The organism is Isoptericola sp. b515 (assembly GCF_030588125.1).
Classification (GTDB): Bacteria; Actinomycetota; Actinomycetes; order Actinomycetales; family Cellulomonadaceae; genus Isoptericola; species Isoptericola sediminis.
Genome location: NZ_JAUQYR010000001.1, coordinates 1,244,541 through 1,258,790, shown reverse-complemented (window position 1 = coordinate 1,258,790; position 14,250 = coordinate 1,244,541). Strand labels below are relative to the sequence as shown.

The window sequence follows — 14,250 nt, the reverse complement described above, 5'->3', positions numbered from 1 at the left end:
CTCAGCGCACCGGCTCGAGCACCTCGAGGCCGCCCAGGTAGGGACGCAGACCCGCGGGGACGTGCACCGAGCCGTCCGGCTGCTGGTGGTTCTCCAGGATCGCGACGATCCACCGGGTGGTGCCCAGCGTGCCGTTGAGGGTGGCCACGGTCCGGGTGCCGTGCTCGACGCGTTCGCGCACGTTGAGGCGCCGCGCCTGGAACGTCGTGCAGTTCGACGTCGAGGTCAGCTCGAGGTAGCGCTGCTGGGTGGGGAGCCACGCCTCGCAGTCGAACTTGCGGGCCGCGCTGGTGCCGAGGTCGCCGGCCGCCGTGTCGATCACCCGGTACGGCAGCTCGACGGCGGCCATCATGGCCTCCTCCCAGGCGAGCAGGCGCTGGTGCTCGGCCTCGGCGTCGTCCACGGAGCAGTAGCTGAACATCTCCACCTTGTGGAACTGGTGGACGCGGATGATGCCGCGCACGTCCTTGCCGTGCGAACCCGCCTCGCGGCGGTAGCAGGCGCTCCAGCCGGCGTAGCGCTTCGGGCCGTCCGACAGGTCGATGATCTCGTCGCCGTGGTAGCCCGCGAGCGCCACCTCCGAGGTCCCGACGAGGTACAGGTCGTCGCGCTCGAGGCGGTAGACCTCGTCGGAGTGCTCCCCGAGGAACCCGGTGCCGCGCATCGTCTCCGGGGTGACGAGGGTGGGCGTGATCATCGGGGTGAAGCCCTCGGCGAGCGCCTTGTCCATGGCCGCCTGCAGGATGGCGAGCTCGAGCCGCGCGCCGACGCCGGTGAGGAAGTAGAACCGCGACCCGGAGACCTTCGCGCCCCGCTGGGTGTCGATCGCGCCCAGGCCCTCGCCGAGGTCGAGGTGGTCGCGCGGCTCGAAGCCCTCGGCGGCGAAGTCGCGCGGGGTGCCCACCGTGGAGAGGGTGACGAAGTCCTCCTCGCCGCCGGCCGGGGCGCCCTCGACGACGTTCGGGATGCGGAACAGCAGCTCGTCCAGCTCGGCCTCCGCCTCGTTCGCGGCGGCCTGGTGGTCCTTGACCTCCTGGGCGAGCTGCTGGGTCCGCCCGATCAGCGCGGCCTTCTCCTCGCCGCTCGCCCGGGCGACCTGCTTGCCCATCGCCTTCTGCTCGGCCCGGCGGGACTCGAACTCCGCCAGGGCGGAACGGCGGCGGGCCTCGGCGGCCAGTGCCGTGTCCACGAGGTGCTCGTCCTCGCCGCGGGCTCGCTGGCTCGCGCGGACGGCGTCGGGGTTGTCGCGCAGGAGACGGATGTCGATCACGCCCGCAAGCCTAACGGCCGCGCGCGCGGCCGCTCCCGGGCGTCGGCCGTCGCCGGTCCCGGACCGGGACGCGTCCCCGTCCCCGGGACGCCGTCGTGCAGTCCTGGGGGATCAGTCCTATCTTTCGGTCATGCCCTGGGAACTCCTCGTCGGGGTCGTCGCGTTGGTCGTCGGCCTGTCCGCCCTCGTGGTCGCGCTGGTCGTGCTCCGGCGCAGCCGCCGTCCCACCCCGTCTCCGTCACGGGGTGACGCCGACGCCGACGCCCGCCCGCAGCGTCCGCAGCTCGCCGTCGTGGTCAACCCGTCCAAGGCGAGCACCCGGCGGGCCATCGAGACGGTGCGCCGCCTGGCCGGCGAGGCCGCGCTGCCCGCGCCCCGCTTCTACGAGACGACCGTCGAGGACCCGGGCACCGGGCAGGCCCGCGAGGCCGTGCGCGACGGGGCGGACGTCGTCGTCGCGGCCGGCGGCGACGGCACCGTGCGCGCCGTCGCGGAAGGCATGCTCGGCACGGAGGTCCCGATGGGGATCCTCCCCGCCGGCACCGGGAACCTCCTGGCCCGCAACCTCGACCTGCCCCTGACGGACACCCAGGAGGCGCTCGCCGTCATCCTCGGGGGCGTCGACCGCTCCATCGACGTCGGTCGCATCCGCGTCACGGAACGGCCGCCGGACGAGGAGGACGACGACGACACCGCGCACCTGTTCCTCGTCATCGCCGGCCTGGGCTTCGACGCCGCGATGGTGGCCGACGCCGACGACCAGCTCAAGGACAGGATGGGCTGGGTCGCCTACTTCCTCGCGGGCGCCCGCCACCTGCACGGGCGACGCATGGCCACGCGCATCGCCGTGGACGACGAGGAGCCGGTGGAGACGCGGCTGCGCAGCATCATGGTCGGCAACTGCGGCCGGTTGCCCGGTGGCATCAACCTGCTGCCCGACGCCTCGCTGGACGACGGCGTGCTCGACGTCGCGGCGATCGACACCCGGGCCGGGCTGGCGGGCTGGGCACAGCTGTTCGGGGAGGTCGTCGCCCAGGGCATGGGGGTGCAGAACGACCTGCCGGCCAAGATCGGGCGCATCGACCACGTCAAGGCCCGGCGAGCCACCATCCGGGTGGAGGACGGCGAGCAGGCGCAGGCCGACGGCGAGGTCCTGGGCCGGGCCATCCAGATCGAGACCTGGGTGGAGCCCGGGACGCTGGTGGTCCGCGCCCCCGCCTGAGCCGCTTAGGCTGACGGGGTGCGTCCCCTCGTCCGACTCGTCGTCGCGGCCGTGGCGCTCCTGGTCACCGCCGCGGCCGTCGTCCTGCCGACGAGCGCGCAGGCCGAGGAGTCCACGGCCCCGACCGACACCCCGCTCGTGCTGGTCGGGGTCGCCGGCCTGCAGTGGACGGACATCGACGCCGCCCGCACCCCGAACCTGTGGCGCCTCGTGGGCGGCGGGTCGGTGGCCTCGGTGTCGGTGCGCACCCTGACCCCGACCTGTCCCCGGGACGCCTGGTTGTCGCTGTCCGCGGGCAGCCGGGTCGTCACCGACGCCGCGCAGGACCCCCGCGAGGAGGACGCCGGCGCCGACGGCGACGGGGAGTCCGCCGAGGAGCCCGAGCAGCCCTGCCCCCCGCTGCCGACGCTCCCCGCCGCCGACACCCCGACCACGGTCCAGGTCCCCGGCTGGGACGCGCTGGTCGCCGAGGAGGCCCTGGCCTCCCCCGCTGCCCGACCCGGCACGCTCGGCCGGCTCGCCGACACCGTCGGGACCTGCACGACGGCGGTCGGCCCGGGCGCCGCGCTGGCGACGGCGGACCGGTCGGGGCAGGTCGGCCGCTTCCTGTCGAGCTCCGACGACCTCGAGGCCGAGGACCTGACCGCCTGCCCGGTGACCGTCGTCGACCTCGGCGAGCTCCCGGACGCCGCGACCGAGCGGACGGACGCGGTGTCCGCCGTCGACGCCGCGGTCGGCCGGATCGCCGGTCTGCTGCCGGCCGGGGGGCGGCTCGTCGTCGCCGGCCTGGCCGACACCCCGCTGGGCCCGGCGGACCTGCAGGTCGTGGTCGACTGGACCCGCCCCGGCGGCGGGGCGACCTGGTTGACCTCGACGTCGTCCCGGTGGCCCGGTGTGGTGGTCTCGGGCGACCTGTCGGCCACGCTGGCCGACGCCCTGCTGACCGAGGCCGACCCCGCGGAGCTCGCCGCGGCGGAGGAGGACCCTGACAGCCGGCTCGCCGAGCTGAGGTCAGCGTTCACCGGGTCCGCCCTGGAACGGGGCGAGGACCGCCGGTCGTCCGTCTCCCGCACCGTCGAGAACCGCCAGTACCTCTCGGTGCTCACCGAGACCCTGCCCCGCATGACCCCCGTGCTGGTCGGCGTGCTGGCCCTCGGGGTGGTCGGCGTGGTGACCGGCCTGCTGCTGGCCCGACGGCGTGCGGAGGGCGCCGGGACCCCCCGGGACCCCTGGCGCACCCGGACGGCCCTCGCCGTGCTGACCGTGGTGGCGTGCCTGCCCGCGGCCGCCACGCTGGCCACCCTGGCCCGCTGGTGGGTGTGGCCCGTGCCCGTCACGGTGCTCTGCCTCGCCGTCGGCGTCTCCGCGCTGGCCGTGGCGCTGGGCGCCTGGTGGGTCCGGGTGCTGCTGCCCCGCTCCCCGTGGCGCCTGCCGACGACCCTCGCCGCGGCGACGTGGCTCGTGCTGACGATCGACGGGCTGACCGGCACGACGCTGCAGCAGGGGTCGCTGCTCGGTCCGGCCCCCTCTCTCGGCGCACGCTTCTACGGGTTCTCCAACTCGGTGTTCGCCGTGTACGCGGTGGCCGGACTGGTGCTCGCCGCCGGGCTCGCCGCGCTGCTGCGCGACCGCGGTGCGGCACGCCGCACGCAGGCCTGGGTCACCGGCGCCGTCGGCACGGTCACCGTGCTGGTGGACGGGCTGCCGCCGTTCGGTGCGGACCTGGGCGGCATCCTCGCGCTCGTGCCCGCCTTCGCGGTACTGGTGCTCGGCGTCGCGGGGATCCGCCTGACCTGGCGGCGGGCGCTCCTGGTGCTGCTCGGCGCCGCGCTGGTCGTCGCGGTGATCGCCGTCCTGGACTGGGCCCTGCCGCCCGCCACCCACCTGGGCGGGTTCGTGGACTCCGTGCTCGACGGCAGCGCGCTGTCGGTGATCGCGGGCAAGGCGGCCGGTGCCTGGGCGACGGTCGCGAACCCCGCCGGCGCGTTCGCCGCCGTGGTCTGCGCGGCCGCCGCGTGGGCGGTGCTGGACCCGCGTCGCGCCCGGCTCGACGGCCTGACCGCCGCGTACGACCGCGACCCGCTGCTGCGTCGCGCCGTGGTCGCGATCGTGACGGTCGGCGTCGTCGGCACGGCGGTCAACGACTCCGGCGTCGTGGTGGCGATGTACGTGCTGCTGATCGGCACCCCGCTGCTGCTCGCCGGGCGCCTCGAGGCCGCGCTGACCCCGCCCGTCGCGCCGGAGCACGCCGACCGCGGGACCGGGCGCCGGATCCTGGGCGTCGCCGCGGGGGTGGTCGTCGCGCTGCAGCTCGGGGGTGCCGCGGTCCCCGCCGGGGGCATGGCGCACGCCGGCGACGTGACCGCCGGTGGCGACGTCCTGCTGGCCGACGGCGAGCCGGTCGTGATCGTCGGCACCGACGGCCTGCGCTGGCAGGACGTCTCCCCCACCCGCACCCCGACCCTGTGGGGGCTGCTGCGTGACGGCGCGAGCGCCGGCGGGATGACCACGACGGTGACCGGCGCCTCCGGCGACTGCCGGTCCGCCGGCTGGCTGAGCCTGTCGGCCGGGCGCAGCACGGTCACCGGCGCCACCGAGGGCGACGTCTGGCGCTGCACCGACTGGGGTGTCACCGCCGACGGCGCCGGGGCCGTCGTCGACGGCTGGGACGACCTCGAGGCCCGCCAGAGCGCCTCCGAGTTCAACCCGCACCCGGGCGTGCTGGGCGAGACCCTCGCCGCCGGGGACGTGTGCGCGACCGCGGTCGGCCCCGCCGCCGCCCTGACGCTGGCCGACGGGGACGGGGCCGTCGAGCGCTACCGCACCCTGGAGGACGCTCTCGACGACCCCGAGGAGGCCTTCGCCTGCCCGGTCACCGTCGTGGACGCCGGTTCCGCCCCGTACCACCCGACGGGCGAGGGGTCGGACGCGCGGCCGGTGCCCGAGGGCGCCACGGGCTCCGGGCCCGAGCGGGACGACGCGCTGCGAGCCGTCGACGCGACCGTGCGCCGCGTGCTGGCGGCGGCACCGCAGGACGTCACCGTGCTGGTCACCGACATGGGCAACCCCTCGCCCACCCGGCCGGCGCTCGGCGTCGGCGTCGCCCGCACCCACACCGACGCCGCGCCGTCCTACCTGGCGTCGTCGGCCACCCGCTGGGTCGGCGTCGTGCGGCTGCTCGACCTGCCCCCGACCCTCGTGGCGAACTTCGACCTGGCACCGCCGGCCGACTTCTCCGGCGCCCCCGTCACCCTCAGCGCGCAGCGGCCGAGCGGCACCGGCGCCACCGTGCGCGACCTGTCCTCCCTGACCGAGCGCGACCACGGCCTGCGCGAGGTCACCGGCGCCGTGACCGGGGTGCCGACGTACGTCGCGCTGGTCGCCTTCGCCCTGGTGGTGCTCGTCCTGCCGCAGCTCCGGCGCCGGTCCTCGCCCCGCGCCGTCCGGGTCTGGACCCGGACCCTGGAGACGGTGCTGCTGGTCTGCGCCGCCATGCCCGCCGCCTCGTTCCTCATGACCACCTGGTCGTGGTGGCGGATGCCGGACCCGCAGACCGGCCTGTGGCTGGCCCTCGCCGGAGGCACGGTCCTGGTGGCCCTGGTCGGGACGCTGGCGCCGCGCCGCCCCGCCTGGGCCGGGACCGCCGTGCTGGCGACCGTGACCTTCCTCGTGCTCAGCCTGGACGCGGTGCTCGGCACGCCGCTGCACCGCGGCAGCCCGCTCGGGGCGGCGCCCACGCTCGGCGGCCGGTTCTACGGGTTCGGCAACCCGACGTACTCGGTGTACGCGGTCGCGGCGGTGCTCTGCGCCGCGGGGCTCGCGACGGTCGTGGCTCGTCGCTGGGGCCGGGTCCCCGGCGCCGTCGTCGCGGGCCTCGTGGGCCTGGTGGCGCTCGTGGTGACCGTGTGGCCGACGTTCGGCGTCGACGTCGGCGGCGGGCTGGTGCTCGTCCCCGTGTTCGCCGTGGTGGTCCTGGCCGTCCTGGGGGCGCGCCTGACCTGGCGGCGGCTGGCGCTCGCGGGAGGCGCGGGCGTGCTCCTCGTGGCCGTCATCGGTGTCCTGGACTGGCTGCGCCCGCCCGCCGAACGCTCGCACCTGGGCGCGTTCGTCCAGTCCGTCGTGGACGGCACGGCCTTCGAGACCGTGTGGCGCAAGGCGGGCTACGCCGTCGGCTCGCTGGACGGCGGCCCGCCCGCGTGGCTGTCGCTGGCCGTCCTGCTGGGTGTCGTGGCGGCGCTGTGGGCCGGCCCCCGCTTCCCCGCCGGCTGGCTCCGACGGGCCGAGGACTCCTGGCCGTTGCTGCGCCCCGTCCTGGTGGCGCTGCTCATCGCGGGCGTGGGCGGGGCGCTGGCGAACGACTACGGCATCCGTGTCGTGACGATCATGCTGTTCCCCGCCGTGCCGCTGATCGGCCTGCTCGTGCTCCGCACCGACGATTCTCGACAGATGTCTGTCAACTAACTCACACCTTTTGGTTGACAGTCGCCATAAGTGCCCCTAGGTTCGGGCCATGGTCATTGACGACCGCGCGGCACAGGAGCCGCGCCAGCGGGCGGTCCACCCGCCCCCCGGAGCAGGCCCGACGCCGTCCCTGACGCCGTCCGCGCCGTGCCACGGCCCCCGCGACGAGCACGAGGGGAGGCCGGCGCACCACACCACGGAATGAGAAACCCCGCCTGTCCGGGTCCGTCGTAGCGGCGACGGGGACATCGACGGGGCTCTCACGCACTACATCCAGGAAGGCAAGTGCGATGACCCATTCTATGCGTTCACGTGCTCTCGCGGCGGTGGCGACCGCCGCGCTGGCACTGCCGATCGCAGCGGCGACGGCGTCGGCCCACGACGGCGTCGACCACGGCTCCGAGGAGGGCGCCGAGGCGGCGCTCGACTGGTCCAACTACGAGAAGATCCTGCTCACCGAGAACACCGGTGAGCCCATCGGCATGGCGGTCATGCCCGACGGGTCGGTGCTGCACACCGCCCGCGACGGCGCGATCCGGCACACCGACCCCAGCACGGGCGTCACCGCGGTGGTCAACACCGTCGACGTCTACGCCAACTCCGAGGACGGCATGCAGGGCATCGCCCTGGCCCCCGACTTCGCCGAGTCCGGCTGGGTCTACCTGTACTACGCACCCCGCGTCATGGAGGGCGAGGACTACCCCACGACGACCCCGTCGGGGTCGGCGCCCAACCAGCTGCCCGACGGTGCGGACGAGTCCTACTGGGACCAGTGGAAGGGCTACAACCAGCTCTCCCGCGTGCAGTGGGACGCCGCGGCCGGCGCCCTGGACATGTCCACCGAGCAGAACCTGCTCCAGGTCGAGGTGCAGCGCGGGCAGTGCTGCCACGTCGGCGGTGACATCGACTTCGACGCCGAGGGCAACGTCTACCTGTCCACCGGTGACAACACCCCCGCGAGCACCCCGGGCTCCAACGGCTTCGCCCCCAACAACAACGCCCCCGGCATGAACCCCGGGTTCGACGCGCGGCGCGGCGCCGGCAGCACCAACGACCTGCGCGGTGCGATCCTGCGGATCCACCCCGAGGCCGACGGCAGCTACACGATCCCCGAGGGCAACCTCTTCCCGCCCGGGACGGAGAACACCCGCCCCGAGATCTTCGTCATGGGTCTGCGCAACCCGTTCCGGATCGACGTCGACGACGTCACCGGCGCGGTGAGCTGGGGCGACTACGGCCCCGACTCCGGCGTCGCCAGCGACGAGCGCGGCCCGATGGGCTACGTGGAGTGGCAGAGCACGACGACCGCGCTCAACGGCGGGTGGCCGTACTGCCACGGGCCCAACGCCAACTACAACGAGTGGGACTTCGAGACCGCCACCCCGGGACCGTGGTTCGACTGCGAGGCCGGCGCGGAGAACAGCTCCACCTGGAACACGGGTCTGGACGTGCTGCCGCCGGCGACGGCGCCGCAGGTCTACTACGGCGACGACCCCGGCGACCAGCCGTTCGACGAGTTCGTCGAGTTCGACCCGCAGGGCGGCCAGGGCCCGATGGGCGGCCCGACGTTCGCCTTCGACCCGGAGGGCCCCGAGACCCAGTGGCCGGAGTACTGGGACGGCACGGCGTTCTTCTACGAGTTCTCCCAGGACTACATCGCCGGGCTGACCATCCCCGACCGTGACGGCCCCGTCACCCACGTCGAGCACGTGCTGCCCAACGCCGCGCTGACCGACAACGTGCAGGCCATCACCGACGGCCCGATCGACATGGAGTTCGGCCCCGACGGCTCGCTCTACATCCTCGACTACGGCAACGGCTTCTTCCGGCAGAACCCGGAGGCGGGCCTGTACCGCGTCGACTACGCCGAGGGCAACAAGGCCCCCACGGCGGTCATCGACGCCGACCCGATCTCCTCCTCCGAGGCCCCGCTGACGGTGACCCTCGACGGCTCGGGGTCCAGCGACCCCGAGGGCGGGGCGCTCACCTACGAGTGGGACCTCGACGGTGACGGCACCTTCGACGAGAACGGCGAGCAGGTCGCCACGACCTACGACGAGCTCGGCCAGTACACCGTGCGCCTGCGGGTCACCGACCCCGGCGGCCGCATCGGCCTGACCTCCGAGCTCGTCACGGTCGGCAACGTGGCACCCACGCTGACCGCCGACTACCCGGCCGACGGCGGCTTCTTCGCCTGGGGCGACGCCGTGCCGTACGGGTTCTCCACCTCCGACCCGGAGGACGGCGACGAGACCGTGTGCTCGAACCTGTCCTGGACGCTGGGCCTGGGTCACGACACCCACGCGCACCCCGAGGTGCTCGGCAGCGGCTGCTCCGGCGCCTGGGTCACCCCGGCCGACGCGCCGGAGCACGGCGAGACGGAGAAGCTCTACGCCGTCGTCGTGGCGAACTACACCGACCAGGGCAACGGGGACATCCCGCCGGCCCAGGACGAGGTCTCGCTGCTGCTCAACACCTTCACCCAGGAGGCCGAGCACGCCGACACCCTCTCCGGCGTGGAGGTCGTCAGCGACGACACCGCGGGCGGTCTGGCCAAGGTCGCCTCGTTCGACGCCGGTGACCACCTCGCCTGGGAGCCGGTGAACTTCACCGGGATCGACGGCGTCGACGTCACCGGTGCCGGGACCGGCACCATCGAGCTCCGCTGGGGCGCGGCCGACGCCGAGCCCTTCGCCACGGCCGACCTCGACTCGGCCGGCTGGTCCACGGTGGCCGCGGACGTGACCGCGTTCCCGGAGGGCACCGGCGAGCTGTTCGTCACCTCCACCGGCGGCGTCGAGCTCGACACCCTGGTCTTCGACGGCCCGGGCGTCAGCGACGTCACCCCGCCCGAGGCCAACCACTCGCTCGACCCGGCCGAGCCGACCGGCGACAACGGCTGGTACACCGGTGAGGTCGAGGTGTCGATCAACGGCACGGACGACGGCGAGGTCGCCGACGCCGAGGTCTCCGACGACGGCGGTGAGACCTGGGAGTCCATCCGGCACCGCTGGTTCGGCATCCAGCCCGTCACGCTCGACTCCGACGGTGTGCACGAGCTGCAGTACCGCGTCATCGACAGCGGGGGCAACGTCTCCGAGGTCGGCGAGGTGACCGTGTCCATCGACACCACGGCCCCCGAGGTCGCGGTGACCGGTGTGGCCGACGGTGACGAGCTCGGCTCCTCCCAGGTCCTCGACCTGGGTGCCGAGGCCACGGACGCCACCTCCGGCGTCGCCTCGTGGAGCCTGGCGCTCGACGGCGAGGAGATCGAGGCCGACGAGATCGAGCTGTGGACGCTCGACCTCGGCGAGCACGAGATCGTCGCGACCGCGACCGACGAGGCCGGCAACACGACCGGGGCGACGGTCGGCTTCACCGTCACCACCTCGGCCGACGACCTCGCGGCGCACCTCGAGCGCCTCGAGGAGGCCGGCGAGCTCTCGACCGACGAGTCGGCCCGGCTCCAGGCCTTCCTGGACCAGGCCGAGCGGCACGCCGACGCCGGCCGGGACGCCAAGGCGGCGGCCGCGTACCAGCGGTTCGCCGACGCCACCGACGAGGAGGTGCTGACCCGCGACGCCGAGGCGCTCGTCGCCGAGCTCGGCTGACCTGCTCGCCCGAGCACGGTGGGGCGGGGCCGCGACGGTCCCGCCCCACCACCCCGGGCGGCGGAGCAGCCGCCCGTCGATCCACCCCGTGCAGCACCGACGCTGCCCACCCGAGGAGGAACCGCAGTGACCACGCACAAGACCCGTCGCGTCCTCGCGACCACCACCGCCGCCGCCATGCTCACCGCCGGTCTGTTCGGCGCGGGGACCGCCAGCGCCGTCCCCGAGCACCCGCACGGCGACGAAGCCCCCGGCCAGGGCCAGGGCCGGACCGTCCCGGCCGAGAAGATCTCGATCCAGCTGTTCAGCTACCTCGGCTGGACGCTCTCCGACGGCTTCGACACGGTCGTCGACGAGCTCGAGGAGATCGGGTACCGCAACGTCGAACCGTTCAGCTCCCCGGGCAGCGTCTTCTACGGCGGCAACACCGCCGCCGAGCTCCGCGTCGAGCTCCGCGAGCGCGGGATGTCGGCGCCGACCACGCACGGCAACGTGTCCGAGGCCAGCTTCGACGCGGCACTGGAGAACGCCAAGGACCTCGGGCAGCGATACGTCGGCTCGGGCGGCTGGCCCGGTCCCGGCATCGCCCGGGACGGGTCCAGCACCTACGAGGACGTCCTCGAGACCGCGGCCGCCATGGACCGCCTCGGCGAACGGTCGGTCAAGAACGGCACCGGCAAGATCTTCGGGCACAACCACCAGTGGGAGTTCACGACCACGTTCGAGGACCCGGAGACCGGCGAGACGAAGAGCGCCTGGGAGGTCCTGGTCGAGAACACCGACCCGCGGTACGTGACCTTCCAGCTCGACACCTTCTGGGCGGCTGACGCGGGCGCCGACGTGGTCGAGCTGCTGGAGGAGCACGGCGACCGTGTCGAGCTGCTGCACATCAAGGACGGCGACCTCAACGGCGACGAGCGGGGCATCCCCGGCGACGTCGGCGAGGGCGACATGGAGTGGGGCCCGATCCTGCGGGCCGCCCACGGCAAGGTGAAGCTCTACGTCGTGGAGCGGGACGGCGCGCCGTCGACGCCGGAGTTCGCGGAGGACAGCTTCGAGTTCCTCACCAGCTTCCGCTACTGAGCACGCTCGTCGACCACGGCGGCCCCGGTCACCCCAGCGGGTGACCGGGGCCGCCGTGCATCCGCGCGGGGGTCCTCGGGCGAACACCGGGTAGACCACCATGACGTCAGTTGGCGTCCGAGGGGTGGGACCAGGAATCCTGGCCGACGCACGAACGTTGTGCAAAGTGGAACAAGACCATCAGCCAAGGAGAGTTGTGCGACGCATCCCCCGGAAGGTCGAGATCGAAGACGACGCGGGCAACGTCACGCGGTACGTCCGACACGACAACGGCCAGGGCTACGTCTCCCCCCACGCGTCCGTCCACCCGGAGGCGCGGGTCGAGGCGGGTGCCTACGTCGAGGCCGGTGCTCGGGTCGCTGCCGGTGCCCGGATCGGTCGGTTCAGCTGGATCGACGTCGACGCCGTCGTCGGCACCCGTGCGCGCGTGGGCCAGTGCGTCCACGTCGGACCACGCAGCGTCGTGGGTGACGACGCCCGCGTGGGCGCCTACGCCCAGCTCGGCGAGGACGCCGTCCTGGAGCCCGGAGCCGACGTCGAGGCCGACGCCGCCGTCCCCGAACGGACGGTCGTGCGCGCTGCCCGCCGGCAGCGGCACGACTTCAGCACCGCCGCCTGACCGCGGCGGACCGCCAGGCCGTGTGCCACCGCCCGGCCCGGCGCGCGCCTCGCCGGGCGTGGCGGTCCTGGCCGGGTGAGGCTGGGGTCCATGACGACCCCGCCGAAGCCCGCGGCCCCGACCGTCTCCGCCCAGCAGCAGCACCTGCTCGCGACCCTCCCCTTCGACGACACCCAGGACTTCGAGGACGCCCGGCGCGGCCTGGTCGCCCGGCGGACGCCGAGCGCCGTCACGACCGGCGACGGCACCGTCGTCTGGGAGACCGACACGTACGCGTTCCTCGAGGGGGACGCCCCCGACACGGTGAACCCGAGCCTGTGGCGGCAGTCCCGGCTCGTCGCCGAGCAGGGGCTGTTCGAGGTGGTCGAGGGCATCTACCAGGTCCGCGGTCTCGACCTGTCGAACGTCACGTTCGTCGAGGGCGCGACCGGCGTGATCGTCGTCGACCCGCTGATCTCCACCGAGACGGCGGCGGCCGCCCTCGCGCTGTACCGGGAGCACCGGGGCGACCGGCCGGTCACGGGCGTCATCTACTCCCACTCCCACGTCGACCACTTCGGCGGCGTGAAGGGCGTGACCACCCAGGAGGAGGTCGACGCCGGCCGGGTGCCGGTCCTCGCCCCGGAAGGTTTCGTCGAGCACGCCGTCGCCGAGAACGTGTACGCCGGGACGGCCATGAGCCGTCGCGCGGGCTACATGTACGGCGCGGCTCTCTCCCGCGGGCCGCGGGGACAGGTCGGGGCCGGGCTCGGGCAGACGACGTCCACCGGCACCGTCACCCTCATCCCCCCGACGATCGACGTCACGACGACGGGCCAGGAGGAGACCGTCGACGGCGTGCGGATCGTTTTCCAGATGGCCCCGGACACCGAGGCGCCGTCGGAGATGCTGTTCTACTTCCCCGACCACCGCGCGCTGTGCGCCGCCGAGGACGCCACGCACACCCTGCACAACCTGCTCACGCTGCGCGGCGCGCTGGTCCGTGACCCGAACGCGTGGGCGAAGTGCCTGACCCGGACCATCGACCTGTTCGGCGCGGACCTCGAGGTCGTCTTCTCCTCGCACCACTGGCCCACGTGGGGACGCGACCGTGCCGTGAGCTTCCTGGAGAACCAGCGCGACCTGTACGCCTACCTGCACGACCAGACGGTGCGGATGATGAACCAGGGGCTCACCGGTCCCGAGATCGCCGAGCGGTTCCAGCTCCCGCCCGTGCTCGAGAACGCCTGGAACGCCCGGGGCTACTACGGGTCGGTCAACCACAACGTCAAGGCGATCTACCAGCGCTACCTGGGATGGTTCGACGGCAACCCGGCCCACCTGTGGGAGCACCCGCCCGTCGAGCGCGCCCGGCGCTACGTCGCGCTGGGGGGCGGTGCCGACGCCGTCGTCGCCGCCGCACAGGCCGCCGTCGACGACGGCGACCTGCGGTGGGCGGCCGAGCTCGCCAACCACGTGGTCTTCGCGGAACCGGACCACGTCGCGGCCCGCGAGCTCCTGGCCGACACGTACGAGCAGCTCGGCTACGGCGCCGAGAACGGCACGTGGCGCAACTTCTACCTCTCCGGCGCCACCGAGCTGCGCGAGGGGCCGTTCGGGACCCCGATCACGACGGCCGCCACCGACGTCGTCGCCCACCTGACCCCGGAGATGCTCTTCGACGCGCTCGCCGTCCGGGTGGACGGCCCCCGCGCCTGGGACGAGCACCTCACGCTCGACGTCGTCCTCACCGACACCGGCAGCCGCTACCGGGTGCGCCTGGCCCACGGCGTGCTCACCCACAGCACCGCGGCGCGGCACGGGGACGCCGACGTCCGCCTCACCACGACGCAGGCGGCACTGCCGGCGCTCGCCGCCGACCCCGCACCGGACGCACTCGCGGCGGCCGGTGTCGAGGTCACCGGCGACGAGGGCGTGCTGAGGCGTCTGGCCGCCGTGCTCGACCCGGGCGACCCGGACTTCGCGATCGTCACCCCCTGAGCAC

7 protein-coding genes are annotated in these 14,250 nt (G+C 74.0%); 6 read left to right on the top strand and 1 reads right to left on the bottom strand.

What is annotated here, in order from left to right; all coding sequences use genetic code 11:
• Window position 1: 1 nt before the first annotated feature.
• Window positions 2-1,270: a serine--tRNA ligase gene (gene serS, locus Q6350_RS05705; protein WP_304604652.1), complete on the bottom strand. Its 1,269-nt coding sequence runs from the start codon at window positions 1,268-1,270 to the stop codon at window positions 2-4.
• Between the two features lie 130 nt (window positions 1,271-1,400).
• On the opposite strand from serS, the gene Q6350_RS05700 reads away from it, so the two are divergent.
• The 6 genes from Q6350_RS05700 (at window position 1,401) to Q6350_RS05675 (ending at window position 14,246) form a co-directional block, all read left to right on the top strand.
• Window positions 1,401-2,492, top strand: a complete 1,092-nt coding sequence (locus Q6350_RS05700; protein WP_304604653.1) for a diacylglycerol kinase family protein — start codon at window positions 1,401-1,403, stop codon at window positions 2,490-2,492.
• Between the two features lie 18 nt (window positions 2,493-2,510).
• A complete protein-coding gene (locus Q6350_RS05695) occupies window positions 2,511-6,953 on the top strand; it encodes a hypothetical protein (RefSeq protein ID WP_305065730.1) in 4,443 nt (1,480 codons plus the stop codon).
• A gap of 302 nt (window positions 6,954-7,255) precedes the next feature.
• Complete coding sequence (locus tag Q6350_RS05690) at window positions 7,256-10,564, top strand: PQQ-dependent sugar dehydrogenase (RefSeq protein WP_305065729.1); 3,309 nt, start codon at window positions 7,256-7,258, stop codon at window positions 10,562-10,564.
• A gap of 126 nt (window positions 10,565-10,690) precedes the next feature.
• Complete coding sequence (locus Q6350_RS05685) at window positions 10,691-11,647, top strand: sugar phosphate isomerase/epimerase (protein WP_304604656.1); 957 nt, start codon at window positions 10,691-10,693, stop codon at window positions 11,645-11,647.
• Window positions 11,648-11,843: 196 nt separating this feature from the next.
• Window positions 11,844-12,266: a transferase gene (locus Q6350_RS05680; protein ID WP_304604657.1), complete on the top strand. Its 423-nt coding sequence runs from the start codon at window positions 11,844-11,846 to the stop codon at window positions 12,264-12,266.
• Window positions 12,267-12,356: 90 nt separating this feature from the next.
• Entirely contained in the window at window positions 12,357-14,246 is a 1,890-nt protein-coding gene (locus tag Q6350_RS05675; RefSeq protein WP_304604658.1) for an alkyl/aryl-sulfatase, read from the top strand.
• The last annotated feature ends 4 nt before the right edge of the window (window positions 14,247-14,250 follow it).